This is a genomic window from Ciceribacter sp. T2.26MG-112.2 (assembly GCF_900492205.1).
Taxonomy (GTDB): Bacteria; Pseudomonadota; Alphaproteobacteria; order Rhizobiales; family Rhizobiaceae; genus Allorhizobium; species Allorhizobium naphthalenivorans_A.
The window spans coordinates 1-23,469 of sequence record NZ_UEYQ01000006.1 but is presented as its reverse complement, the minus strand read 5'-3'; the positions used below and the strand labels follow the sequence as shown (position 1 = coordinate 23,469).

Genomic DNA, 23,469 nt, shown 5'->3' with positions numbered 1-23,469 from the left:
GGGCTGCGGCGGCTGAAGTTCAGACGTTGCGCGATTTCACACCATCGGCAAACAGCGACGGGCCATTCTGGTCGATGATCTGGCGTGCCTTGCGGAAGGTGCATTCCAGCGCATCCTGCTCCGAGGTGAAGACATCGGCGCGGATGAAGACACGCTCCAGCGTTTCGCCGTTCACCTGCTTTTCGATTCGGCCGGCAAGCCGCAATTGACTGCCCTCGCGGATAGGCGCGGCAAAGATGATGCAATCCTGGTGAACCTGTGGTTCGGCAGACGGGCCGGCGGACGCCGTCTGCGGCTTGGCGCCGCCGGAAAAGATCGAGAGGAGACTGGACAAGATGGACATGGCGCCTGCCTAGCACAGCAGCGCCGCAGACAGAAGCCCCTGCCGGTACCTCGGTCGCCGAATTGCCTCAATCAGCCGCCACCCCTCCCAGCAAAAAGGGAGAGATCATGATCCGCCGCATTCTCGTCGCGCTGGCCGCCGTCGCCGGCATAGTCTGGCTGATGAACAACAGCCTGTTCAGCCGGTTTCCGGACGGAAGCGGACCACGAGTAATCGCCCATCGCGGCCAGCATCAGGTATTCGACCGGACCGGCCTCGACAACGACACCTGCACCGCGACACGGATCGGGCCGCCCTCGCATCTCTATCTCGAAAATACGCTTGCCTCGATGCAGGCCGCCTTTACCGCCGGGGCCGAGGTGGTCGAACTCGATGTCCACCTGACGCCGGACGGAAAGTTCGCCGTCTTCCACGACTGGACCCTCGACTGTCGTACCAACCTCGCCGGCGTGACCGAGAACACGCCCTATGCCGAACTCGCGAGCGCGGACATCGGCTACGGCTACACGGCCGACGGCGGCCGCACCTACCCTTTTCGTGGCAAGGGTGTCGGCCTGATGCCGGAACTCGACCAGGTGTTCCAGGCTTTCCCCGAAGAGCGTTTCCTCGTCAACTTCAAGAGCGAACGGGCGGAAGAAGGCGCGGAACTCGCAGGCAGGCTTGCGCGCGATCCGAAGGCCCTCGCCACCGTCTTCGGGGTTTATGGCGGCGCCCGGCCGACGGACGATACACTGGCCGCCCTGCCCGCCCTTCGCGGCTACACCAGAACGTCAGTCAAGGACTGCCTGCTGTCCTATCTCGCCACCGGATGGTCAGGCCATGTACCGGCCAGCTGCCGCAACCGGCTGCTGCCGGTGCCGGTCAATTATGCGCCGCTGCTCTGGGGCTGGCCGGTCCGCTTCGTCGAACGCATGCAGGCGGCCGACACGGACGTCATCCTGCTTGGGCCCTACGGAAAGGGCGATCCGGGTTCCGCTGGCATCGACAGCCTCGAGGCGTGGAAGGGTGTGCCGAAAAACTTCCCCGGCCTGGTCTGGACCAACCGGATCGAAAAAGCGCGGGAATGGTCGCAGGCCGCCGGCGTCGGCCTGATCAAATGATCAGGTTGGCGAGGATCTCGTTTTCAGTGATGTCCTCGTAGCCGAGGCCGGCGGTCTCGAAGCGCGAGAACAGGTCGGCAAAGCTCTTGCGGTCCCGCGTCTCGATGCCGATCAGGATCGAGCCGAAATTGCGCGCCGACTTCTTCAGGTATTCGAAGCGGGCGATGTCGTCGTCGGGGCCGAGCAGGTTGAGGAAATCGCGCAGCGCGCCCGGGCGCTGCGGCAGGCGCAGGATGAAATATTTCTTCAGGCCGGCATGGCGCATGGCGCGCTCCTTGACGTCCGGCAGCCGCTCGAAGTCGAAATTGCCGCCGCTGACCACGGCGACGACCGTCTTGCCCTCGAGCTTCTCCCGCCCCAACTGGTCGAGCGCCGCGATCGACAGCGCGCCGGCCGGCTCCAGCACAACGCCCTCGACGTTCAGCATTTCGGTGATCGTCACGCAGACGGCGTTTTCCGCGATAATCATCACCTGGTCGGCGGAAAAATGCTTCAAGGCCGCAAAGTTGAGATCGCCGACGCGCGCGACAGCGGCGCCGTCGACAAAATTGTCGACCTTCGGCAGCGTGACGATCTGGCCGGCCTCCAGGCTTTTCTTCAGGCTCGGCGCCCCGGCCGGTTCGGCGAAAAGGAAGGCCTGACGCGGCAGCCGGTCGGCAAGATAGCCGGTGAGGCCGGCGGAAAGCCCGCCGCCGCCGACCGGAACCACGACCAGATCCGGCGTCACGCCCTCCGGCAACTGGTCGACGATCTCGGCCGCCACCGTCGCCTGCCCCTCGATGATGTCCTCGTGGTCGAAGGGCGGCACCATGAAGCCGCCGATCGCCTCGACATGCTCGCGGGCCGCCGCATAGCACTGGTCGAAGATGTCGCCGAAAAGGCGGATGGTAATGAACTCGCCGCCGAAGGTGCGGGTCTTGTCGATCTTCTGCTGCGGTGTCGTCACCGGCATGAAGACCACACCCTGCACGCCGAAATGGCGGCAGGCAAAGGCAAAACCCTGGGCATGGTTGCCGGCCGAGGCGCAGACGAAGGTCTTTTCCCCTGTCCCGTCGGCGACGATCTTGCGCAGGAAGTTGAAGGCGCCGCGAATCTTGTAGGAGCGGACCGGCGTCAGGTCCTCGCGCTTGAGATAGACCTGCGCACCGTATCGGGCGCTCAGATGTTCGTTGAGTTGCAGCGGGGTCGCCGGGAAAAGCTCTCGCAGGGCTTCGACCGCGGCCTCTACGTCCATCTTCGTCACGTCGTCCATCCGTTGAATTTTGATCCCGCTCCCGCTATGGCATAGAGACGTGGCGGAGACAAAGCATCTTTGCGCGGGCAAACAAACCGGGAAATCTCCTTGAACGCCAGCATCCTCCGTTCGGTAGTCTACATCGCCGCGCTCTGCGGCCTCTATCTTTCGACGGCGATGCTCGTCCCGGCCATGGTCGATCTCTATTACGGCCATGAGGACTGGCGGGTCTTCGCCACCTGCGCCTTCATGGTCGGCGGAATTTCGCTGATGGCGGCGATGGCGACGCGCGGCGCGCCGCCCACCTTCAGCAAGCGGCTCGGCTTTCTGCTGGTCAACGTGCTGTGGGCGGTCTTCGCCGTGGTCGGCGCCGTGCCGTTCATGTTCTCCGGCCCGGAACTCAATTTCGCCCAGGCCCTGTTCGAATCGATGTCCGGCATCACCACGACCGGATCTTCCGTGATCGCCGGGCTCGATACCATGCCGCCCGGCCTGTTGATGTGGCGCTCGCTGCTCGCCTGGCTCGGCGGTATCGGCATCGTCGCGCTCGGTCTGTTCGTCCTGCCCTTCCTGCGGGTCGGCGGCATGTCCTTCTTCAAGATGGAATCGTCCGACACCAACGACAAACCGTTTGCCCGGCTCGCCACCTTTACCCGCGCATTCATGGCCATCTATGTCGGCATCACGCTTTTGTGCGCCATCGCCTATGACTTCGCCGGCATGAGCCATTTCGATGCGATCAACCACGCATTCTCGACGGTGGCGACCGCCGGTTTCTCGACGCACGACGCGTCCTTCGGTTATTTCCAGAGCGACGCGATCCTCTGGGTGTCGACCTTCTTCATGACACTGTGCAGCCTGCCGTTCTCGATCCTGATCGTCTTTGCCGTTCGCGGCCGGCTCGATGCGCTGCGCGACCCGCAGATCCTCGTCTTCCTCGGCTATGTCTCGGCCTTCGCCATCGCCACGGCCGTCTACAACCACGTGAAGAACGGCGTCGATCTCCTCGAGGCGCTCACCCATTCCTTCTTCAATTTCTCGTCGATTCTCTCGACCACCGGCTTTGCCAGCCAGGACTATCTGCTGTGGGGTCCGTTTGTCGTAATGGCCGCCTTCTTCGCCACCTTCATGGGCGGCTGCTCCGGTTCGACCGCCGGCGGCATCAAGGCCTATCGGTTCATCATCCTGTTCAACGTCATCACCACGGGGCTGAAGAAGCTGATCTATCCGAATGCCGTCTATTCCGTCCGCTACGGCAAGCAGACGGTCGATGCGGAAACCCAGCGCACCGTCTTCCTGTTTTTCAGTGCCTATGTCTTCCTGTGGGTGATGGGCAGCATGGTCATGGCCGCGCTCGGCTATGACTTCGCCACCTCGACCTCGGCGGTCATCACCGCCTTGTCCAATGTCGGTCCCGGCGTCAGCACATTGATCGGCCCGGTCGGCAATTTTGCCACCTTCAACGATCCGGAACTCTACCTGCTCTCGCTGATGATGTTGCTCGGCCGTCTCGAGGTCCTGTCTGTCCTGGTGTTGCTCATGCCCATTTTCTGGCGCACCTGACGAGACCGCTTGACGACTCTCCCCAATTTTTCAGAGTGTGCTCATATGGGCTGAAAAGGGGGACGCGATGCAGGGACAGGCCGCAATCATGGGCAGACGGATAACCGCAGCACTTCTCGCCGCCGCATTGGCGGCCGTATCCGCTGCAACCGTGGCCAGGGCCGGTCCGCTTCTCGATGCGGCCCGCGAGGCGGAAAGCAAGGCCGCCGCCGGCGATGCCGTGGGCGCCTATGACACCATCCGTGATGCCTTCGGCGCCTTTTCCATGACGCTGCCGTTCAGCGTCGGCAAGGCGGTCTTCGTCAGCGAGAGACCGAAGGCCTATGGCGCCTATTCGCCGCGGCCGGAGCCGGTGTTCAAGCCGGGCGAGCCGCTGATTACTTATGTCGAACTGATCGGATTGACCTGGAAATCAAGCGACGACAGTCTTGAGCAAGCCAATTTCAGCGTCGACTTCGAAATCTCCGAGCCCGACGGCAAGATCCTCGCTGCGCAGAAGAATTTTGGCGAATTCACCTCCACCGGTCTGGTCCGCAACCAGGAACTTTTCACGCACCTGACACTCGATATCACCGGCGCCGAGCCGGGCGACTACCTGTTGAAATATACGATCAACGATCTCGTCGGCAAACGCTTCACCAGTTTCGAACAGAAATTCACGGTCCGGGACAGGTAGCCCCCATAGGCGCTGGAACCTGCGCCCCCATGTGTCATTCTACCGTAAATGAAGGAGAAGACCCATGAAACCTCTCGCCGCCCTCTGCCTCTTCATGCTTCTGGCCGGCTGCACCAGCGCCCCGGGTGAAATCGAACCCGTGCCCGGCAGCATCACCTATGGCGGAAACCCGTCGACCCGGCTGACCAAGTCACCGGCCGGCAGCACGGTGTTCCACCGCTTCTCCGATCAATTCGCCAAGGAATGGGAAGAGCGCTACATCGTCCAGCCGGACGGCACCCTGAGACTCGTCGACCGACGCGCCTATCCCATCCCGGATTAATTATGGTCGAATTCTTGCTGGTGCAGCCGGCGGGGATCGAACCCGCAGAGAAATAGGATCATAGGATGACATCTCCCGACGTGTGGTCTTGGAGCGAATACATCGCGTTCATAGGCGGAACGGGACTAGTGTCCGGTTTGGGGTCTGCTTTATTGATAGCGCTCTTTGACTTTTTGAAAGCGCAATCCATTAAAAGCGAAGAGGCAAAGTTCATTGCCCTGCACACCGCGGTTGCACTTGAACGCTTCGCAATCGAATGCTGGCATCGAAAACAAGTATCAGATGCATACCACCATCGGGGTAATGTGGCGTCGGGTTGGAGAGACTTTCCAAATGAACCGAGCTTGCCAAATGAACGCGACTGGAGGTCGTTCGACGGCGACCTGTCGGCCAAAGTAGCAACATTCTTGAATGAGATCAGGATTTCCGAGTATCGCGCCGAATTTGCCAAGAACTTAGAAGACAATCCGTTTCATTGGGACGACGAAGTGCGGATTCGAGGGACGGAGGCTTGGCAGCTGGCTGAAGAAATTAGGGTCCGGTACCAACTCCGGCGGGTTGGTGAACAGCGCAAAGCCATCTCTGACCTGTTCAAGGCCTGATAGGATTATAATTCACCTTAAGACAACCCGGAATAAACAGACTCCTGTATCAGAGTTTTTGATTGTCTGCAGAACTGCCACGATGCGAGCATCTGGTGCGGACGGCGGGGATCGAACCCGCACAGCCTGAGGCCGAGAGATTTTAAGTCTCTTGCGTCTACCAGTTTCGCCACGTCCGCGCGGCAACCTGTTTCCCCGACTTGGCCGTCAAGGTCAAGGCCGTTCGGTCGCGGGGGCCGGCGTTTGTGCTCGCTGTGGTATGCGCCGCAAGGCAAACGGCGGGGCCAGGCCCCGCCGTCTCATAATCTCGATGCCGCGTGGCGATCAGGCGAGCTTGGCCGCGATCTTGGCAACATGGGCGCCCTGGTAGCGTGCGCCGTCCAGCTCGATTTCGGAGGGCTGGCGCGAACCGTCGCCGTCGGTGATGGTCGAGGCCCCATAGGGCGAACCGCCCTTGACCGCTTCGACGCCCGACTGGCCCTGGAAAGCGTAAGGCAGGCCGACGACGACCATGCCGTGATGCATCAGGGTCGGGATGAAGCCGAGGATGGTCGATTCCTGGCCGCCGTGCTGGGTGGCGGTCGAGGTGAAGACCGAGCCGACCTTGCCGACCAGCTTGCCCTGCGCCCAGGCGCCGCCGGTCTGGTCCCAGAAATTGCGCATCTGCGAGGCGACGGTGCCGAAGCGGGTGCCGGCGCCGACGATGATCGCGTCATACTGCTCAAGTTCGCCCGGCGTGGCGATTTCGGCCTTCTGGTCGAGCTTGAAGTGCGAGGCCTTGGCGACCTCTTCCGGCACCAGTTCCGGCACGCGCTTGACGGTGACCTCCGCGCCGGCCGACTTTGCCCCTTCGGCAACGGCATAAGCCATGGTTTCGATGTGGCCGTAAGAGGAATAATAGAGAACCAAAACCTTGGCCATGACGTATCTCCGTTTGGACTGGCGGTCAAAACCGCGTTGCGAAATCGATAATCCCTATGTAGCGGACCATGGCCAACAAACCAGACGCCGGTCGGGCGACGGACTGTTCATGTTTCAGCGACCGAACACAGCGATGGCCTCGCAGCGCCAAACGGCAAAGTCCATCCAGAAGCCCCTTGCCAAGCCTCCGGCAGCCGATAGAACTCGCGTTGAAACGATCGGGAAATCCTCATGACTGACACGACCATCAAGACCGCCGCCATGCTCGCCATCGGCGACGAACTCCTGTCCGGCCGCACGAAGGACAAGAATATCGGCCACCTCGCCGAGGTGCTGACGCTTTCCGGCATCGACCTGAAGGAAGTCCGCATCGTCGGCGACGAGGAGGACGAGATCGTCGCCGCCCTCAATGCCCTTCGCACGCGCTATGATTACGTTTTCACCTCCGGCGGCATCGGGCCGACCCACGACGACATCACCGCCGATGCCGTGTCGAAGGCCTTCGGCGTGCCGTGCCTGCATGACGGCGAGGCCATGCGCCTGCTCGGCGAGATGTACGCGCGTCGCAGCATGGAATTCACAGAAGCCCGCCAGCGCATGGCGCGCATGCCTGAGGGTAGCCGCCACATCCCCAATCCGGTGTCGGTCGCGCCCGGTTTCATCATCGGCAATGTCCATGTGATGGCGGGTGTGCCGCAGGTGTTCCAGGCCATGCTCGATTCGGTCGTCGCCACGCTTCCGGCCGGGGCCAGGGTTCTGTCGCGCTCCATCCCCTGCCCGTTCGGCGAAGGCGACATCGGCACCCTGCTGGGGGCGGTGCAAAAAGCCCATCCGCAGACCTCGATCGGCTCCTATCCGCATTTCGATGGACGGCGGTTCTCCACCGAACTGGTGGTGCGGGCGCGAGACGGTGCCGCGCTCGAGGCCGCGGCGCAGGCTATCGTTGCGATGGTCGAGACGCTGGCCGGCGAGCGGGAGAGCGCCAGGACCAGGGATCTCGGCACCGGCGAACTTGCCTGACGACTTCGCAACGCATGCGCGGTCGCTATTGACCGAAGTCAAGGAAGGTCCCAAGGATTGTCGCCATTAATCGATCATGCGGGATGGACCATCACCGCTCGAGGGAGATAATTATGGGCTACAAAACCATTCTCGCCGTCTTGGACACCCCGAAGAACGCGCAGCAAATCACTGATTTTTCCATTTCGCTCGCCGAGCAGTTCCAGTCGCACGTGATCGGCCTGCATGCCGAGGCACTCGCCACCGTGCCGCTGGTCGCACCGATGGAAATCCCCGATCCGTCGACGGTCCAGGCGCTGCAGGACATGGCCCATGCCGAGACGCTCGACGTCGAAAAGATCTTCCGCGAACGGGCGACCCGCAACGGCACGTCGCACGAATGGCGCAGCTTCGTTTCCTCCGCCGGCTACAGCGCCTCCTCGCTGGTCGACAGCGCCCGCAATGTCGACCTGGTGATCGCCGCCCAGGGTGAGAATACCGTGCTGTCGGAAAGCCGCGCCGAGCTGGAAAACTTCCTGTTCGAGAGCGGCCGCCCGGTTCTGCTCGTCCCCTATATCCTGAAGGAGCCAAAGCCGATCAAGCGCGTTCTGGTCGCCTGGAACGGCTCGCGCGAGGCGGCCCGCGCCACTTTCGACGCCCTGCCCTTCCTGAAGGCGGCGGAGGCGGTCGAGGTGTTTTCGGTCGACCCGGCGGAGACCCGCACCCAGTCGTCGGCCATGGCCGGTGCCGAAATCGCCGCGACGCTTGCCCGCCATGGCGTCAACGTTACGGTCGTGCGCCAGGAATCGGACCATCTGCCGGCTTCCGCCGCGATCGAAAACCGTCTTTCCGACAGTTCGATCGACCTCCTGGTGATGGGCGCCTACAGCCACAAGCGCTGGTGGGAAATGCTGTTCGGCGGCGTGACCCGCACCGTGCTCGAATCGATGACGGCACTGACCCTGCTTTCACGCTGACGCTCAGGTGCTGGGCCTTGCCTTGCCCCGGCAAATACCGCTAAGAGCAGCGGGCAAGGACAAAGCCCTTGTGGGCAGCATGTCGCGCGGGCCATGTCCGCGCGAACAGCGTTTCAGGCTTAGGCCGAAGGCAGCTGCATCGCCCACAACCGGCCGTTCTTGAAACCGCCGGGGAAAGCCGGCACCTCGAACCCAAGCCTGCGCGGAGCTCCAGATCGATGTCCCTGCCCGATAAAGCCTTTCCCGTTTCCTGGGATCAGTTCCACCGCGATGCCCGGGCGCTGGCCTGGCGGCTCGCCGGCCTCAAGCAGGATTTCCGCGCCATTGTCTGCATCACCCGCGGCGGCCTGGTACCGGCGGCGATCATCTCGCGCGAACTGAACATCCGACTGATCGAGACGGTCTGCATCGCCTCCTATCACGACTATACCAGCCAGGGTGAAATGAACCTGCTCAAGGGCATTTCCGCAGAATTGACGACCAACGGGGGCGAAGGCGTGCTCGTCGTCGACGACCTGACCGACACCGGCAAGACCGCAACGGAAGTGCGGGCGATGATGCCGAGAGCGCATTTCGCCTGCGTCTATGCCAAGCCGAAGGGCGTGCCGACCGTCGACACCTTCGTCACGGAAGTCAGCCAGGACACCTGGATCTACTTCCCCTGGGACATGGGCTTTACCTACCAGGAACCGATCGCCAAGAACCACCGCGGCTGAGCGGCGCCGGCGCCAACACGCTGTACGACCTCGAAACGGCAAAAAGGGCGCGAGAAGATCGCGCCCTTTTCGTTCTTGCATCCCGTGCCGTCCGATCTCGGCCGGCCGCTGAGCCTCAGATCACCGTGAAATCCAGGTGCGTCATCAACAGGTTCGGGTTGAGAACGGCGATCAGCACACTGCCGCCGGCGGCGTTGCCGTTGCTGTCATAATAAAGCTCGCCCGTATCGCTCTCGTAGATCAGCCGGTCGCTGACATCCTGCGCCAGACCGGTGGTGTTGCGCACGAACGCCGCCGCCGACAGCGCACCGGCCGCGCCCAGCGCGGTGAATACCCCGTTCTCCAGCCAGATCGCATCGTCGGCCACGGAGAAGTCGGTGATCCGGTCGACATTGGTCAGGGCGTTTGGTGTCGAATGAAAGATGAAGGCATCGGTCCCGGCACCACCGGTGAGGGTATCGTTGCCGATATTGCCATACAGCCTGTCGGCGCCGGCGCCGCCGTGAATGGTGTCGCTGCCGGCACCGCCGTTGATGATGTTGTTGCCGCTATTGCCGGTAATGAGGTTATTGAGATTGTTGCCGCTGCCATGGATGCTGGAAGACCCGAGCAGTGTCAGCCGCTCGATCGTTGCATAGGACGCGAGCGAGCGGGTGATCGTGGAGGTGATGAGGTCGTTACCACCGCTGTCGATGACAGTATCGTTCTCGGCGCCGAGCACGTAGACATCGTTGCCCAGACCGCCGACCAACCGGTCGAGACCGGCACCGCCATCAAGCACATTGACGCCGGCATTGCCGGTGATGATGTTGACGAGCGCGTTGCCGGTGCCATTGATGTTCGCGGTCCCGGCCAGCGTCAGTCGTTCGATCGTTGCATAGCCGGCGAGCGAGCGGCTGATCGTCGAGGTGATCAGGTCGTTGCCGCCGCTGTCGATGACCGTGTCGTTTTCGTTGGTCAACACGAACGTGTCATTGCCCAGACCGCCGTTCAGTGTATCGCGACCGCCGCGACCGAATAAGATGTCGTTGCCACCGTTTCCAATCAACACGTTGGCCGCACTATTCCCATAGAGGACGTCATTTCCCGAACCACCCCGGGCGTTCTCGATGATCGTCCCGCGCGCAATACCCAGGTTTCCGATCAGCCCGCCGGTATTGGAATAGGTCTCCGGATTGAGGTCGATCCGTTGCGCCGCCGAAACCCAACTGAAGTCGAGCGTGTCGATCCCGCCTGTATCGACGATCGTGCGCGCCACGTGATCGCCGAAATCCGACTGGAAGTTGTAGGTCGTGTTGCCGGCGGCGATCGCGGTCGTGCCATAGAGGTCGCGCATCGCCAGGATGTCTGCGATCATCGGCGTGACGATGTAGGCATAGCTCGCTTCGACATAGGTGTTATCGGACTGCGAGAAATAGGACATGATCGTGGCCTGCCACGAGTCATTGGCATAATGGTTGTGGACCCCATAGGTCGCAGCACCATTATAGTTTCCGGCATGGCCAAGCCCCAGCGCATGGCCGATTTCGTGGATATAGGTCTGCAGCGAATAGGTGTTGCGGGTGGTACCATAACTGGCCAACCAATCGGTTGAAACATTGACGAAGGAGGACAGGATCGTGCCGCCGCTCACCGTCGACGTCGAATAGGCGCCGGTGTCGGAATCGTCCAAGGTCAGTTGCGCCGTGCCGGAGGTGAGCGTGAAGCGTATCCCGGTCGCAGCGGTCCAGGCATTGAAAGCCCATACCGCCAGTTGCTGGCCTTCTGCCGTAAGGCCGGTGATATTGACGGTGAGGGCCTGCCCCGCATTGATGTCGAAGGCACGGCGGCTCGCTCCGTTCGATACCCAATAACCGTCGGTCAACTGGTCAGCGATCTGGTCATGGGTAAAGACGGTCGGTGGCGGGGCAACGGCCGTCGTCAGCGTGTAACCGCCGGAATAGGAATTGTTGTAACTGCCGGCGTTGAGATAGTAGGTGCCGCCGGTCGTGACGGTGAACGTCAGTGCCGAGTTGGTGCCGGTTCCGCTGTCGTCATCGAAGGTAACCAGTGAACCGCCCGCATTCAGCAATTCAAGATAGGTGTCCGACACGGGCGTTCCGCCGGAGCCGTCGAGGGTGAACGTGTAGGTCTGTCCGGCCGTAAGTTGAACTCGAACCCAATCCTGGTCGCCCACAGGCGACAGGTTGCCGGTAAAAGTGTCGCCGATGCCCATCGTATAGCCCGTGCCGGTGCCGGCGGCAGCGTCGGTGGTCTCGGTGAAGCTTGCATTTGTCACGGTGGACGTGACAGAAGTCGCGGACGAATTTGCGTTGACAGTCATTGTGACAGACCCCCCGGTCGAGTTCAGGATTTCGGAAACTGGATTTTGGACGCCAAGACGAGACCGCGTGCAAATTCCTGCAGCGTACGCGTGTTCAACTCCGCGTCGGAGATCGTGGTGGTGATGACGGGCCCGAGCACGTAGCCGGCGCCCGAAGGCTTCTTGCCGGCCCAGGCAAGGCGCCCGGTAATCGCATGTCGGTCGACCTTGATGATATCCAGCCTGATCACATCGCCGGCAGGCTTTTCAACAGCCGCCCCATCGTGCACCGCCAGCAGCGGATATTTCAGCCGAAACTCTCGTGCCACCTCGGCGCAAGCTGCCCTGTAGACCTCGGCGTCCTCGTCCGTCGCAGGCGCCTCGCAATAGAGGACCGGCGCACTGCCAGCAGAAGCGCTGCCGGTACCGGCAACCGCCATCACGAAGGGAACCATCCAGGTGAAAACTTTCATCGAGAGACCAGGTTCTAGAGATCGCGATACATTCGCCTTGCGCGTGTATTGAAGTCTATAGAATAAGGTTCAATTAGCAATGCTCGAAATGGGCGGCCGCAGACCATATCTGGGTGATTCGAAGCGTTCATGCGTGTCTGCGTGGTATCAGGCTCCTGTGGTCCAAGCGACTGGATGACGGTAAGCGGGCGTCGCGCAACGGGACCAGCAGATCATCCCGCCGGCAGCCGCCCATCAAAAACCCGAGCGATTCCATCGACATGCTTCCTTTCCCCGTTTTCCACAGCCGGTAACCACAATATCTTGTATTAATAAATTCGTCATAACCCACCCCTTGACGGAATCAGGCCTTTCAAAGTTAATGCATTCTTATGTTGCGGCGGCGACTGAACCGGACATAACGAGGCCGGTTCGTTTCAGTAATTTCGCGAGGCGTAAGCGCGGGTCCGGGCCATGAGGCCTTTCACCCGACCAGCCTTTCTGCGCGATCTTCAACCGCCGAAAACATGATGCGGGGACTGGCGGCAATAAACTGTTAATACTATATTTAGCGTTTGCAGCCAAAATCACCACAAGATACAGAGTGTCCATCTCCGGATGATTCACCTGACTGACGGATGAAAAACTGGCTGCGCGCGTTGAAACCGAGCAGCCGGACGGGGACTTCTTGCGCCGTCGGCGGCGCTTCAATTTCGAGGGACGAAGATGCGCATTGAGAGACGTTTCACCAAGCCGGGCCAATCGCCATATGCGGAAATCGAATTCCGCCAGGCGGTGAGCGAGATCAAGAATCCCGACGGCTCGATCGTCTTCCGCCTGGCCGACATCGCCGTGCCGGCGCAGTTCTCCCAGGTCGCCACCGACGTTCTGGCGCAGAAGTATTTCCGCAAGGCCGGCGTGCCGAAAGTGCTGAAACGAGTCGAGGAGAACGATGTCCCCTCCTTCCTCTGGCGCTCCGTCCCCGACACCGACGCGCTGAAGGCGCTGCCGGAAAACGAGCGCTTCGGCTCGGAAACCGATGCCCGCCAGGTCTTCGACCGTCTCGCCGGCACCTGGGCCTATTGGGGCTGGAAGGGCAAGTATTTCACCTCGGAAGAAGACGCACTCGCCTTCCGCGACGAACTCGCCTACATGCTCGCCACCCAGCGCGTCGCCCCGAACAGCCCGCAGTGGTTCAATACCGGCCTGCATTGGGCCTATGGCATTGACGGTCCGGGCCAGGGCCACTTCTACATCGACCCGTTCACCGCCAAGCTCGTCAAGTCGAAGTCGGCCTATGAGCATCCGCAGCCGCATGCCTGCTTCATCCAGTCCGTCGGCGACGACCTCGTCAACGAAGGCGGCATCATGGACCTCTGGGTCCGCGAAGCCCGCCTGTTCAAGTACGGCTCCGGCACCGGTTCCAACTTCTCCTATCTGCGCGGCGAAGGCGAAAAGCTGTCGGGCGGTGGCCGCTCGTCCGGCCTGATGAGCTTCCTCAAGATCGGCGACCGCGCCGCCGGCGCCATCAAGTCCGGCGGCACGACGCGCCGCGCCGCCAAGATGGTGGTGGTCGACATCGACCATCCGGATATCGAGGAATACATCAACTGGAAGGTCAAGGAAGAGCAGAAGGTGGCGGCCCTCGTCACCGGCTCGAAGATCGTCGCCCGCCACTTGAAGGCGATCATGAAGGCCTGCGTCAACTGCTCGGCTGAGAACGATGCCTGCTTCGACCCGAACCAGAATCCGGCGCTGAAGCGCGAGATCAAGGCCGCCAAGAAGGACCAGGTTCCGGAAAGCTACGTCAAGCGGGTCATCCAGTTCGCCCAGCAGGGCTACAAGGACATGGAATTCAAGACCTATGACACGGACTGGGATTCGGAAGCCTATCTGACCGTCTCGGGCCAGAACTCCAACAATTCCGTGTCGCTCAAGGACGATTTTTTACGCGCTGTCGAGAATGACGGTGACTGGAACCTGACCGCCCGCAAGGACGGCAAGGTGATGAAGACGCTGAAGGCCCGCGACCTGTGGGACAAGATTTCCTATGCCGCCTGGGCATCGGCCGATCCGGGCCTGCACTTCAACACGACGATGAACGACTGGCACACCTGCCCGGCCGCAGGTCCCATCCGCGCGTCGAACCCGTGCTCGGAATACATGTTCCTCGACGACACGGCCTGCAACCTCGCCTCGTTGAACCTGTTGCAGTTCAAGGACGCCGCCACCAAGAAGATCAATATCGGCGACTACGAACATGCCGTCCGTCTGTGGACCGTCGTTCTGGAAATCTCGGTGATGATGGCGCAGTTCCCGTCGCGCCAGATTGCCGAACTGTCCTACGAATACCGCACGCTCGGCCTCGGCTATGCCAATATCGGCGGCTTCCTGATGTCGTCGGGCATTCCCTATGATTCGGCAGAAGGCCGTGCGCTGTGCGGCGCGCTGACCGCCATCATGACCGGCGTCTCCTATGCGACGTCTGCCGAAATCGCCTCGGAACTCGGCCCCTTCCCGGGCTTTGCGCCGAACCGCGACAACATGCTGCGCGTCATCCGCAACCATCGCCGCGCCGCCCACGGCCTGTCGGACGGCTATGAAGGCCTGTCGGTCAACCCGGTTCCGCTCGTTCATGCCGAATGCACGGACCCGGCGCTGGTCGCCCATGCCACCGCCGCCTGGGACAAGGCGCTCAAGCTCGGCGAAAAGCACGGCTACCGCAATGCCCAGGTCTCGGTCATCGCGCCGACCGGCACGATCGGTCTCGTCATGGACTGCGACACCACCGGCATCGAGCCCGACTTCGCGCTGGTCAAGTTTAAGAAGCTTGCCGGCGGCGGCTATTTCAAGATCATCAACGGCGCCGTCCCGGAAGCGCTGCGCACGCTCGGCTACAGCGAGAGCCAGATTGCCGAGATCGAGGCCTATGCCGTCGGCCACGGCAATCTCAACCAGGCGCCGGGCATCAATCCCGGCACGCTGAAGGCCAAGGGCTTCCACGACAGCACGATCGAGACCATCAATGCGGCGCTGAAGTCGGCCTTCGACATCAAGTTCGTGTTCAACCGCTGGACCATCGGCGACGAGCAGATGTCGGCGCTGATGATCCCGGAAGAACACCTGTCCGATCCGGCCTTCGACCTGCTGCAGCATCTCGGCTTCTCGAAGAAGGAGATCGAGGCGGCCAACGTCCATATCTGCGGTGCGATGACGCTCGAAGGCGCGCCCTTCCTGAAGCCTGAGCATCTGCCGGTGTTCGACTGCGCCAATCCGTGCGGCAAGATCGGCAAGCGTTACCTGTCGGTCGAGAGCCATATCCGCATGATGGCGGCCGCCCAGCCGTTCATCTCGGGTGCGATCTCCAAGACCATCAACATGCCGAACGACGCGACCGTCGAGGATTGCGGCGCTGCCTACATGCTGTCGTGGAAGCTGGCGATCAAGGCCAATGCGCTTTATCGCGATGGCTCCAAGCTCTCCCAGCCGCTCAACGCCTCGCTGATCGAGGACGAGGAGGACGAGGATGCGCTGGAGGACCTGATCCAGCAGCCGGCGGCCGCCCAGGCCGTGACCATCACCGAGAAGATCATCGAGCGCGTCGTCGAGCGGGTCGTTCGCGAGCGCGAAAAGCTGCCGAACCGCCGCCAGGGCTATACTCAGAAGGCCACCGTCGGCGGCCACAAGGTCTACCTGCGCACCGGCGAATTCGGCGACGGCCGGATCGGCGAGATCTTCATCGACATGCACAAGGAAGGCGCCGCCTTCCGGGCGATGATGAACAATTTCGCCATCGCCATTTCGCTCGGCCTGCAGTATGGCGTGCCGCTCGAGGAATATGTGGAGGCCTTCACCTTCACCAAGTTCGAGCCGGCCGGCATGGTCCAGGGCAATGACGCGATCAAGAACGCCACGTCGATCCTCGATTACGTGTTCCGCGAACTCGCCGTCTCCTATCTCGGCCGCCATGATCTCGCCCATGTCGACACGTCCGACTTCTCCAACACCGCGCTCGGCAAGGGGATTTCGGAGGGCAAGACCAACCTGATCTCGACCGGCTGGACCCGCGGCTACAAGCCGACGCTGGTGTCTGGCAGCAATGTCGACCGTTCGCTCGCCGAGCCCAAGGGTGCCGCAACCGCCGCCCCCGCCAAGGCTTCGTCCGGCGGCAGCGTCACCGCCTTTGCCGGCTCGGCCGCCCGCAAGCTGGAAGTGACCACCGCGATTGCAACTTCGGAAGTCGTCTCCTTCAAGCGTGACTACGAGGAACGCGCGGTGGAACTGGCCGAGGAAATCGCCAGCGAAGGCGCGCAGGAAGCAACCGCCCTCTTCTCCGACAAGGCCGCCGCCGACGCCGCCGCCGCCAAGGCCGACGCCAAGAAGAAGGAAGCCGACCGCCGCATGCGCTCGATCGCGCAAGGCTATACCGGCAACATGTGCTCAGAGTGCCAGAATTTCACGATGGTGCGGAATGGCACGTGCGAGAAGTGCGACACGTGTGGGGCGACCAGCGGGTGCTCTTGAGCATTGCAGGGATAGGTGGAGATTTCGATTTCCACTCGCCTGATCTGATGTGACGCGCACAGAGATCTTGCCCAGGAGCACGCTTAATTGATGAAACGCTTCCCCAGGTTGAGTAACAGGACTTGGGGGAGCGACCAAAAATCGCAACTACAGAAATTCTTACGAGCAGAACAATCAAGTCCTAAGCCGCATTGAGCGGAGTCAAACCAAGGCAAGAGAGCGGCCCGATTGATGGGTAACGCTTCGACGGCTATCTGGAGTTCAGTTTGGCCAGCGTATTCTTTTCCTACTCGCATTCGGACGAAGGTCTCCGCGATCAGCTCGAGAGGCAGTTATCCATCCTCAAGCGGCAGGGCGTGATCGAAACCTGGCATGATCGCCGCATCGGAGCAGGCGAAGAGATCGACAAGGCCATCAGCGACAACCTGATGTCCGCCGACATAATCCTTCTTCTGATCAGTCCGGACTTCATCAACTCCGACTACTGTTATGATCGCGAAATGACTGCAGCAATGGAGCGGCACGAACGCGGAGAGGCGATCGTCATCCCGGTCATCCTGCGGGCATGCCAGTGGCACGGAGCGCCATTCGGAAAGCTGAACGCCACGCCTCCCGATGGCCGTCCGATCACGCAGGCCGTCGACCGCGACCAGGCATTCCTGGAGGTGGCCGACGCGGTTCAGGCCGCGGTGAAGAGGCTAGGCCGTGGAAACGTCACTTCCAGTCCTCCCGTGATGCGGCTGCCATTATCCTCGATCCAGCAGTCGCCCTTAAGGGAGCTTGGACCGCGCTCGTCGAACCTCCGGATCACGAAGACATTCACCGATCGGGACAAGGATCGTTTCAAGCACGACTCGTTCGAATTTCTCGCGAAGTTCTTCGAGAACTCGCTTGATGAAATCTCAAAGCGGAACGATGGCATCGAAGGTGAATACCGCCGCATCGATGCGAACCGCTTCTATGCAGCGGTGTACCGGAACGGCAAGGCGCTGAGCCGCTGCACCGTTTACGTCGGAGGCGACAACGGCTTCGCGAACGGGATCGCCTTCGTCGAGGGAGAGACCGCCGCAAGCAATAGCTTCGGAGAGATGCTGAGCATAGGCTTCAACGACCAGTCCTTGTACCTGACGGCGATGGGGATGCGCCATGGCATGGGTGGACATGGCAGGGAGAAGCTCACCCCCGAAGGCGGTGCCGAATACTTCTGGTCGATCTTCATGGCGCCGCTCCAGAGGGAGCGCTGAAAGGGAACAGATGCTGGCTCTATCCGAGTTCTTTCCGGGAACCTTAGCGGATGCTCCCTCAGGGAGCCTGATCCTACCGCGAGACAAGTACGATCGGTGCGGCATCGTAGCCTTACACAAGGATGAGCCGTTCTTCGTCATTCTCGGCGACGAACACCGGTTCCAAGGCTTCCCCGCCAAGGACAACACAAGCCACAAGGGATTGATCATCCCGTCGGTTTCCATCCAGGTCGACGAGGTCAGCCTGGTCCCTAACGATTCGTGGGACACGCCACGCGGTTCCATCGTCTGCGCGGAGGGCGTGGTCGGTATCAGGGCCGAGATGACTGGGGCGCGATCGCATGGGATCGTCGTCGCCATACTCGGCGCCATCCCGCCTTCACCGATCGAAGCTGCCTTCACCAGGTGGCAGATCACTCTGGGTGCCGGACAGGATAAGCGCGTTCTCATGAAGATCGATGCAGCCGCGCGACCACAGCCCTGACCAGATGGCTCCAGGTGAAGGCATCCACACCTACGTGATCGCCGAAGTCAACGGTCACGCCGATCTCCTGCGGCATCTACTGGGAGCGATCGACAGGTTCGCTCGAAGGATGTCCATCACCTACCGTATCGTCTTCATCGGTGACATCATCGATTACGGCCCTAACAGCAAGCAGGCGATGGACATCGTCAACGAGACCCTAAAACGCCTGCCGGGTTCGGAACTCATTCTCGGAGATCACGAGGTCCACCTCCTCCGGCTTCTCGATGAAGTGGAGTGGAACGAGCGGCAGAAGCTCCTGATCGGATGGATGGACAAGATGGGGGGCAGCGCCACCCTCGCGTCCTACGGTTTCAACGGGCGGCCCGAGGAACTCGGACACATCAAGCAGATGATAGGCCGCGACCACGTCGCGATGCTGCGTCGCGCGTCGCGGTACGTCGAGCTCGAACGCCATGTCCTGGTTCACGCTGCGCTAGAGCCAGGAATAGCGCCAGCGGATCAGCGTCCGGAGCGGATGATCTTCAGCAACCTGTCATTCGTGACCTACAAGGATTCGTTCGGAAAGACCGTCGTTCACGGCGGCGTTGCCTCACCGTCCGGCACTGTCGAATCCTTCCCTAACCGGATCGCCATCAACACCGGGGCGCACCGGAAGCGCATCCTGTCGGCGCTTCACATCGATCCGCGCGGATCAGTGTGGGCGATTTCGGCAAGGCTCGGCCGAAACGACCCCGCACCAATCGTTACCGACTATCCACCCCGGCGGAAGGCCATTCCGGCGCCGCCATCTCCCGAAGAGCTGGCTACAAGGGCGCCACAGGGTCCTCCCCGGCGGCCGACCGACTACGTCGATCACGTTCCACCGAGGCGTGGTCGTCCGCCTCGAAGGTCAAGGCCAAAAGTGAAGCCTTGAGAGGATGCCCACATCCGCGGGGATACAAGTGTCATGCGCATCTGTATCTTGCCGACATCTATCCAAGAATGCCAAGAAAAATGTCATCACTCCGGCTCAGCAAGCGGCCTCTCTTATCGGTTCCATCTCCTTAACCGGATGGCTGTATGAGCGCCTTGTTGGCCCGCAGTCCTGAAGATTCAAAATGCGCTCTCATCCAAATGATTCCATGATCCCGGTAATAGACCACCTCCAGCAGATGGCGGAATGGTTCAATTCGAGCGCTCGCGACAGCGGTCTCGACGTCGCACTGGATCCCCGAAGCTGCCTGCCGCAGCTTCGCAATCCCGGGATGTTCCACGCCGCTGACATGATGCAGGCGTACGAACACTGCCGCGTGACCGAGGAACAGGTCGGCGTCGCCGTCAGGGCCATCGCGCGGATTATCTCGCAACCCCGTCGGTCGGGCTTGATCGACAGCAAGCAAGACGAGGGGTCAGCAGGCACGGCGATTATGTTGATGTTCGCCTGTCCGGTAGGCTTTCTCATTTCGGGCATTCGCCACGCGCCGCTGTACCTAACCGCGAACGAGCATCGACGGCTCGGCGAGGCCCGCGGCAAGATCAGAGGCTTCCTCAGGCTCTACGGCGACATCGGGATCATTCCAAGCTATCCGGCGGCCAGACCTGACGCACAGGGGCACACACAGGACGACGGCGGGCTCGACCTGGTCACCTACCTCTACGGCTTCCTGGAGGCGGACCGGTACCCGTCCGGCCAAGACTTCCTGACGGAGATCGCTTCAGCAGTCACTGCAAGGCGCATGCCCGGCGGGCTGGCGCCGAACCTCGAAGCCTTCCGGCAGCGGGCCAATGGGAATGGGTATGAACAGATCGTCATCCTCGATCACACCCTCTGCGCATCTGGGAGATCGTCTGGAGCCGCGCCCTCGCGACCCGGACCGGTGCTTCACGCATTCGCCGAGATCGATGCCAGCATCCTGGACGAGACCACGCCGGGCGTCGTCGTCGGCATCTCTTCAGGGACGGCAGCGCCGTCAATGCAGGGCCCTGTTTGGAAATTGTAGCCAATCTCCGAAAGGTGAAACCAGGCGTTAACGGGCCAACGTCTAAAATTCGATCCGCGAGTGACTTGTTCGCCGCCGGCGATGAGGATAGTACGCACTCGCCGCTCGGCGGCACGGGAATGCGGCCAGCCGCAGCAAGGCTCCTATGACCTCGACAAACGACGCCATGATCAGAAAGGCCATCCGCCAACGGCTCGCCACGAGCCATGATGGCGAGGACGCCGTGATCGTGGACGAACTCCGGGTTAATCGGGGATCTGCGCGTGTGGATGTCGCCGTGGTGAGAAACCAATCCAAGTACTGGCCAATTGAACTAATAATTGGCCATTCTGGAAGCTGAAACTGGCCAACGCCATGTGTGACCCACCTCAGGGCGCTGAGAAGTACCCTGAGGTGAAAAGGCGATGGTGCGGAATGGGACGTATTGGTCGTCACGGGCAGGTGCGGACGAGTCCCCATTCATCGAATGGCTGAAGAAGATCAGGCATGGCTGCGACCGATCGGCTGACGGGGAAACGCGGCTATACCGCGCCGAAAGAGTCTCCACTGAACTTGGAATCAGCGCGCTAAGCACCCTCGAGGCAGTTGGAAATCAGCCGCAGCAACGATAGCTTTCGGATCAGCGCCGCCATCCAGTGGAACGAGAAAACGGCCCTGGGCATCCCGTGTCAGTAGGTCGCAATTTGAAAAGCTCATACCTTTCTTGGTGACCTTTTCGCACCAGAATGCCGCGCCTTTGCCGCGTAGCCACCAGTAGCCTATCCCGCTGTCATACAGTTCGAAGTCCGACGCCTGATCGGGTGAGAAACCGACGCTAGTACTGGCCATTTTGGAAGCAAGAACTGGCCAACTCCACATCCGGCCACCTCCGGGCACTGAAATGTGCCCGGAAAATGCCTCTCAGAACAAATCGTGAAACAAACGGGGAAGTTGGAGGCGAACCTGGGCGGTCGGCGAGCCTCCCTTGGTCGCGCGGCATCCAGGCACGCAATCAGCCTCTTCTTGTATTCCCGCAGTTCTGTCTGGCTGGGGTCGATGTCGGATATCGCCGAGATGGTGGCGCTGCCGACGTGATCCCCTATGCCTGCGCACCCGGCCAGTCGTTGGCTGGCTCTTCGATCGAGGCGGGATCTTGGCCGGATCAGGATCCTGCTCGTAGGCTGCCTTCGTATCTTCAAGTTCACGCAGCATGATCTCAATGACGTGGCGAGCCATGTCGCCCTTGACGACCAAGCGGTCAACAAGCTGTTCAAGCTGCAGCCTCATCTCGCCGGAAAAGTCCTCGCCCATGATGACATCAGGGCTTCGGATGGCGGATGCACCGGTCGCCTTCGCAGGGCTTTGCTCATGCCTCGCCTTGCGGCGCATGTCCGGCGACAGCGAGCAGCCGACGTCGACGCTTTCCTTGAACTGACCCGTTTTCGTCTCGACTTACATAGCGCTTGTCGGCGCCGGTATCGATGACTTCTCTCTTGGACAAAGATAAGGGTGCCCCGCTTCAGGGCACAGGGACGTTCCGTAACGTTTCGAAAACGATTGACATGCGATGTCTCCTGAACAGGACATCGGTTCTGATCGGCTTCTTATACCTTCGCCGTCGACGACTCCTGCTCTTCAATGTTGATTTCCACTGAGAGCTGATGGAGTGGATGCCCCCTCCCGACGGCATCGCAATGTGCCAGAGTGATGTTCGCCAGAACGTCACTTAGAGGAGAGAGCATCCATGAAGGAAGTTAGCATCGTCGGCCTGGACCTAGCAAAGCGAGTGTTTCAGGTTCATGCCGCCAGAAGCGATGGAAGCGTGGTCTTGCGCAGGAAACTGTCTCGCGGCCAAGTCGTCACCTTCTTTACGGAACTGCCCAAATGCACGGTGGCGATGGAGGCCTGCGCCACCGCGCATTACTGGGCGCGTGAGATCGGCAAACTTGGCCATGATGTTCGCTTGATCCCGCCGGCCTACGTTAAGCCCTTTGTCAAACGGCAGAAGAATGATGCGGCCGACGCAGAAGCGATCGTTGAAGCAGCGACCCGGCCGTCGATGCGGTTCGTCGTTCCAAAGACTGAATCCCAGCAGGCCTGCTCCATGCTTTTCCGGACGCGAGACCTCTTCGTCCGTCAGCGAACGCAGCTTATCAATGCCCTTCGCGCACATCTGGCCGAGCATGGCGTCATTGCACCGCAGGGAATTGCGAACCTGACCTTGTTGACGGAGATTGTTGAAGATCACGACACGGGCCTCGACCTTATCGTTGTGGAGACCGCTCGACTGTATCTGGACCAGATAGGGGTGCTCTCTTCTCGGATCGCGTCGCTGGAAAAGGCGCTCAGATCTGAAGCGAAGCGTTCGCAGAGCACCGCCCGCCTTATGTCCATGCCCGGAATGGGACCAATTACGGCAATGGCAGTCGTGGCTTTCGCGCCCACAATGGTGACCTTCAGAAGGGGACGAGATTTTGCAGCCTGGCTCGGCTTGGTGCCAAAACAGCATTCGAGCGGAGGGAAGCAGGTGCTCGGCCGAACTTCCAAGATGGGACAACGCGACATCCGTCGGCTTCTCATCATCGGCGCGATGACCGTCATTCGATGGGCATGCCGGAAAGCTCCACCCGAGAACTCGTGGCTGGCACGAATGCTGGCGCGCAAACCTCGTATGCTCGTTGCGATCGCCCTCGCCAACAAAATGGCTCGATCCATCTGGGCAATGATGACCAAGAACGAAGATTACAAGGATTCCGCTCTGGCTGCAGCTTAGTAGGTGCTGAGCTGAAGTCAGAACGGATCGTCGGCGTGTGAGGAGGTCAGCGAACGGTAAGGACGAAGATCGGTGAGAGTGGGTCTGGGAATGCATCCGGGTCAGTGAGCCACGAGCTCGTAGAGCTGATTATGCACCAGGTCCGCGTAGCTCCATACCGGCCAGCGGTCGTACTCTAGCCGCACAACAGGCCTGATACATGACCGCACCCGATCACACGTTCAAAACCGCTCGAAGAACTGCTTGCATGAACGGGGGCATCCATACATGACCCGG

20 protein-coding genes and 1 tRNA gene are annotated in these 23,469 nt (G+C 61.1%); 14 read left to right on the top strand and 7 right to left on the bottom strand.

Going from position 1 to position 23,469, the window contains the following annotated elements; genetic code table 11:
• Positions 1–19: 19 nt before the first annotated feature.
• Entirely contained in the window at positions 20–343 is a 324-nt protein-coding gene (locus DYZ14_RS11435; protein ID WP_154720806.1) for an HlyU family transcriptional regulator, read from the bottom strand.
• A gap of 107 nt (positions 344–450) precedes the next feature.
• On the opposite strand from DYZ14_RS11435, the gene DYZ14_RS11430 reads away from it, so the two are divergent.
• Positions 451–1,443 (top strand): glycerophosphodiester phosphodiesterase family protein, encoded by a 993-nt coding sequence (locus tag DYZ14_RS11430; protein ID WP_154720805.1) that lies wholly within the window; start codon positions 451–453, stop codon positions 1,441–1,443.
• On the opposite strand, the gene ilvA is transcribed toward DYZ14_RS11430, so the two are convergent.
• A complete protein-coding gene (gene ilvA, locus DYZ14_RS11425; protein WP_195949926.1) occupies positions 1,436–2,686 on the bottom strand; it encodes a threonine ammonia-lyase in 1,251 nt (416 codons plus the stop codon). The genes DYZ14_RS11430 and ilvA overlap by 8 nt on opposite strands.
• A 99-nt stretch (positions 2,687–2,785) precedes the next feature.
• Here ilvA and DYZ14_RS11420 point away from each other — a divergent pair, with 99 nt between their 5' ends.
• The 4 genes from DYZ14_RS11420 to DYZ14_RS11405 all read left to right on the top strand — a co-directional run bounded on the left by DYZ14_RS11420 (position 2,786) and on the right by DYZ14_RS11405 (position 5,840).
• A complete protein-coding gene (locus tag DYZ14_RS11420) occupies positions 2,786–4,240 on the top strand; it encodes a TrkH family potassium uptake protein (RefSeq protein ID WP_154720803.1) in 1,455 nt (484 codons plus the stop codon).
• A 67-nt stretch (positions 4,241–4,307) separates the two neighbouring features.
• Positions 4,308–4,916 carry a hypothetical protein gene (locus tag DYZ14_RS11415; protein ID WP_232365514.1) on the top strand — a complete coding sequence of 203 codons (609 nt, stop codon included), beginning with the start codon at positions 4,308–4,310 and terminating at the stop codon, positions 4,914–4,916.
• A gap of 64 nt (positions 4,917–4,980) precedes the next feature.
• On the top strand, positions 4,981–5,238 hold the full coding sequence (locus DYZ14_RS11410) for a hypothetical protein (RefSeq protein WP_154720802.1): 258 nt from the start codon (positions 4,981–4,983) through the stop codon (positions 5,236–5,238).
• Between the two features lie 65 nt (positions 5,239–5,303).
• Entirely contained in the window at positions 5,304–5,840 is a 537-nt protein-coding gene (locus tag DYZ14_RS11405) for a hypothetical protein (RefSeq protein ID WP_154720801.1), read from the top strand.
• A gap of 93 nt (positions 5,841–5,933) precedes the next feature.
• On the opposite strand, the gene DYZ14_RS11400 is transcribed toward DYZ14_RS11405, so the two are convergent.
• Together DYZ14_RS11400 and wrbA are read right to left on the bottom strand one after the other, a co-directional pair.
• Positions 5,934–6,019: transfer RNA gene (locus tag DYZ14_RS11400), tRNA-Leu, on the bottom strand.
• Between the two features lie 145 nt (positions 6,020–6,164).
• Complete coding sequence (gene wrbA, locus DYZ14_RS11395) at positions 6,165–6,761, bottom strand: NAD(P)H:quinone oxidoreductase type IV (protein WP_154720800.1); 597 nt, start codon at positions 6,759–6,761, stop codon at positions 6,165–6,167.
• Positions 6,762–6,992: 231 nt separating this feature from the next.
• Here wrbA and DYZ14_RS11390 point away from each other — a divergent pair, with 231 nt between their 5' ends.
• The 3 genes from DYZ14_RS11390 (at position 6,993) to gpt (ending at position 9,453) form a co-directional block, all read left to right on the top strand.
• Entirely contained in the window at positions 6,993–7,781 is a 789-nt protein-coding gene (locus DYZ14_RS11390; protein WP_154720799.1) for a competence/damage-inducible protein A, read from the top strand.
• 113 nt (positions 7,782–7,894) lie between these two features.
• Positions 7,895–8,737, top strand: coding sequence for a universal stress protein (locus DYZ14_RS11385; RefSeq protein ID WP_154720798.1), 843 nt, complete (start codon positions 7,895–7,897; stop codon positions 8,735–8,737).
• Positions 8,738–8,955: 218 nt separating this feature from the next.
• Positions 8,956–9,453 (top strand): xanthine phosphoribosyltransferase, encoded by a 498-nt coding sequence (gene gpt, locus DYZ14_RS11380; protein ID WP_115670218.1) that lies wholly within the window; start codon positions 8,956–8,958, stop codon positions 9,451–9,453.
• Between the two features lie 115 nt (positions 9,454–9,568).
• Here the strand turns inward: gpt and DYZ14_RS11375 are convergent, their stop codons facing one another.
• Both DYZ14_RS11375 and DYZ14_RS11370 read right to left on the bottom strand, forming a co-directional pair.
• Positions 9,569–11,776 (bottom strand): M10 family metallopeptidase, encoded by a 2,208-nt coding sequence (locus tag DYZ14_RS11375; RefSeq protein WP_154720797.1) that lies wholly within the window; start codon positions 11,774–11,776, stop codon positions 9,569–9,571.
• Positions 11,777–11,799: 23 nt separating this feature from the next.
• On the bottom strand, positions 11,800–12,228 hold the full coding sequence (locus DYZ14_RS11370; RefSeq protein ID WP_154720796.1) for a hypothetical protein: 429 nt from the start codon (positions 12,226–12,228) through the stop codon (positions 11,800–11,802).
• Positions 12,229–12,933: 705 nt separating this feature from the next.
• Here DYZ14_RS11370 and DYZ14_RS11365 point away from each other — a divergent pair.
• From DYZ14_RS11365 to DYZ14_RS11345, 5 genes are all read left to right on the top strand, one after another.
• Positions 12,934–16,731, top strand: coding sequence for a vitamin B12-dependent ribonucleotide reductase (locus DYZ14_RS11365; RefSeq protein ID WP_154720795.1), 3,798 nt, complete (start codon positions 12,934–12,936; stop codon positions 16,729–16,731).
• Between the two features lie 266 nt (positions 16,732–16,997).
• Positions 16,998–17,975 carry a toll/interleukin-1 receptor domain-containing protein gene (locus tag DYZ14_RS11360; protein ID WP_154720794.1) on the top strand — a complete coding sequence of 326 codons (978 nt, stop codon included), beginning with the start codon at positions 16,998–17,000 and terminating at the stop codon, positions 17,973–17,975.
• Between the two features lie 10 nt (positions 17,976–17,985).
• Positions 17,986–18,459 (top strand): hypothetical protein, encoded by a 474-nt coding sequence (locus DYZ14_RS11355; RefSeq protein WP_154720793.1) that lies wholly within the window; start codon positions 17,986–17,988, stop codon positions 18,457–18,459.
• Positions 18,434–19,375: a serine/threonine protein phosphatase gene (locus DYZ14_RS11350; protein ID WP_154720792.1), complete on the top strand. Its 942-nt coding sequence runs from the start codon at positions 18,434–18,436 to the stop codon at positions 19,373–19,375. Before DYZ14_RS11355 ends, DYZ14_RS11350 begins: the two co-directional genes overlap by 26 nt.
• Before the next feature lie 184 nt (positions 19,376–19,559).
• Entirely contained in the window at positions 19,560–20,441 is an 882-nt protein-coding gene (locus DYZ14_RS11345) for a hypothetical protein (RefSeq protein ID WP_154720791.1), read from the top strand.
• A gap of 900 nt (positions 20,442–21,341) precedes the next feature.
• On the opposite strand, the gene DYZ14_RS24370 is transcribed toward DYZ14_RS11345, so the two are convergent.
• Positions 21,342–21,809: a hypothetical protein gene (locus DYZ14_RS24370; protein WP_232365526.1), complete on the bottom strand. Its 468-nt coding sequence runs from the start codon at positions 21,807–21,809 to the stop codon at positions 21,342–21,344.
• Positions 21,810–22,164: 355 nt separating this feature from the next.
• On the opposite strand from DYZ14_RS24370, the gene DYZ14_RS11330 reads away from it, so the two are divergent.
• Positions 22,165–23,193 (top strand): IS110 family transposase, encoded by a 1,029-nt coding sequence (locus DYZ14_RS11330; protein WP_154720790.1) that lies wholly within the window; start codon positions 22,165–22,167, stop codon positions 23,191–23,193.
• Positions 23,194–23,469: the final 276 nt, after the last annotated feature.

Excerpts from the sequence above, each read along its gene's own strand:
- DYZ14_RS11370 (WP_154720796.1), bottom strand. The coding sequence starts at position 12,228 with ATGAAAGTTTTCACCTGGATGGTTCCCTTCGTGATGGCGGTTGCCGGT.
- DYZ14_RS24370 (WP_232365526.1), bottom strand. The coding sequence starts at position 21,809 with ATGCGCCGCAAGGCGAGGCATGAGCAAAGCCCTGCGAAGGCGACCGGT.
- DYZ14_RS11345 (WP_154720791.1), top strand. The coding sequence starts at position 19,560 with ATGCGCTCTCATCCAAATGATTCCATGATCCCGGTAATAGACCACCTC.
- DYZ14_RS11405 (WP_154720801.1), top strand. The coding sequence starts at position 5,304 with ATGACATCTCCCGACGTGTGGTCTTGGAGCGAATACATCGCGTTCATA.
- DYZ14_RS11350 (WP_154720792.1), top strand. The coding sequence starts at position 18,434 with ATGCAGCCGCGCGACCACAGCCCTGACCAGATGGCTCCAGGTGAAGGC.
- DYZ14_RS11415 (WP_232365514.1), top strand. The coding sequence starts at position 4,308 with ATGCAGGGACAGGCCGCAATCATGGGCAGACGGATAACCGCAGCACTT.
- wrbA (WP_154720800.1), bottom strand. The coding sequence starts at position 6,761 with ATGGCCAAGGTTTTGGTTCTCTATTATTCCTCTTACGGCCACATCGAA.
- DYZ14_RS11430 (WP_154720805.1), top strand. The coding sequence starts at position 451 with ATGATCCGCCGCATTCTCGTCGCGCTGGCCGCCGTCGCCGGCATAGTC.
- DYZ14_RS11365 (WP_154720795.1), top strand. The coding sequence starts at position 12,934 with ATGCGCATTGAGAGACGTTTCACCAAGCCGGGCCAATCGCCATATGCG.
- DYZ14_RS11410 (WP_154720802.1), top strand. The coding sequence starts at position 4,981 with ATGAAACCTCTCGCCGCCCTCTGCCTCTTCATGCTTCTGGCCGGCTGC.
- DYZ14_RS11330 (WP_154720790.1), top strand. The coding sequence starts at position 22,165 with ATGAAGGAAGTTAGCATCGTCGGCCTGGACCTAGCAAAGCGAGTGTTT.
- DYZ14_RS11435 (WP_154720806.1), bottom strand. The coding sequence starts at position 343 with ATGTCCATCTTGTCCAGTCTCCTCTCGATCTTTTCCGGCGGCGCCAAG.
- DYZ14_RS11355 (WP_154720793.1), top strand. The coding sequence starts at position 17,986 with ATGCTGGCTCTATCCGAGTTCTTTCCGGGAACCTTAGCGGATGCTCCC.
- DYZ14_RS11390 (WP_154720799.1), top strand. The coding sequence starts at position 6,993 with ATGACTGACACGACCATCAAGACCGCCGCCATGCTCGCCATCGGCGAC.
- gpt (WP_115670218.1), top strand. The coding sequence starts at position 8,956 with ATGTCCCTGCCCGATAAAGCCTTTCCCGTTTCCTGGGATCAGTTCCAC.
- DYZ14_RS11375 (WP_154720797.1), bottom strand. The coding sequence starts at position 11,776 with ATGACTGTCAACGCAAATTCGTCCGCGACTTCTGTCACGTCCACCGTG.
- DYZ14_RS11385 (WP_154720798.1), top strand. The coding sequence starts at position 7,895 with ATGGGCTACAAAACCATTCTCGCCGTCTTGGACACCCCGAAGAACGCG.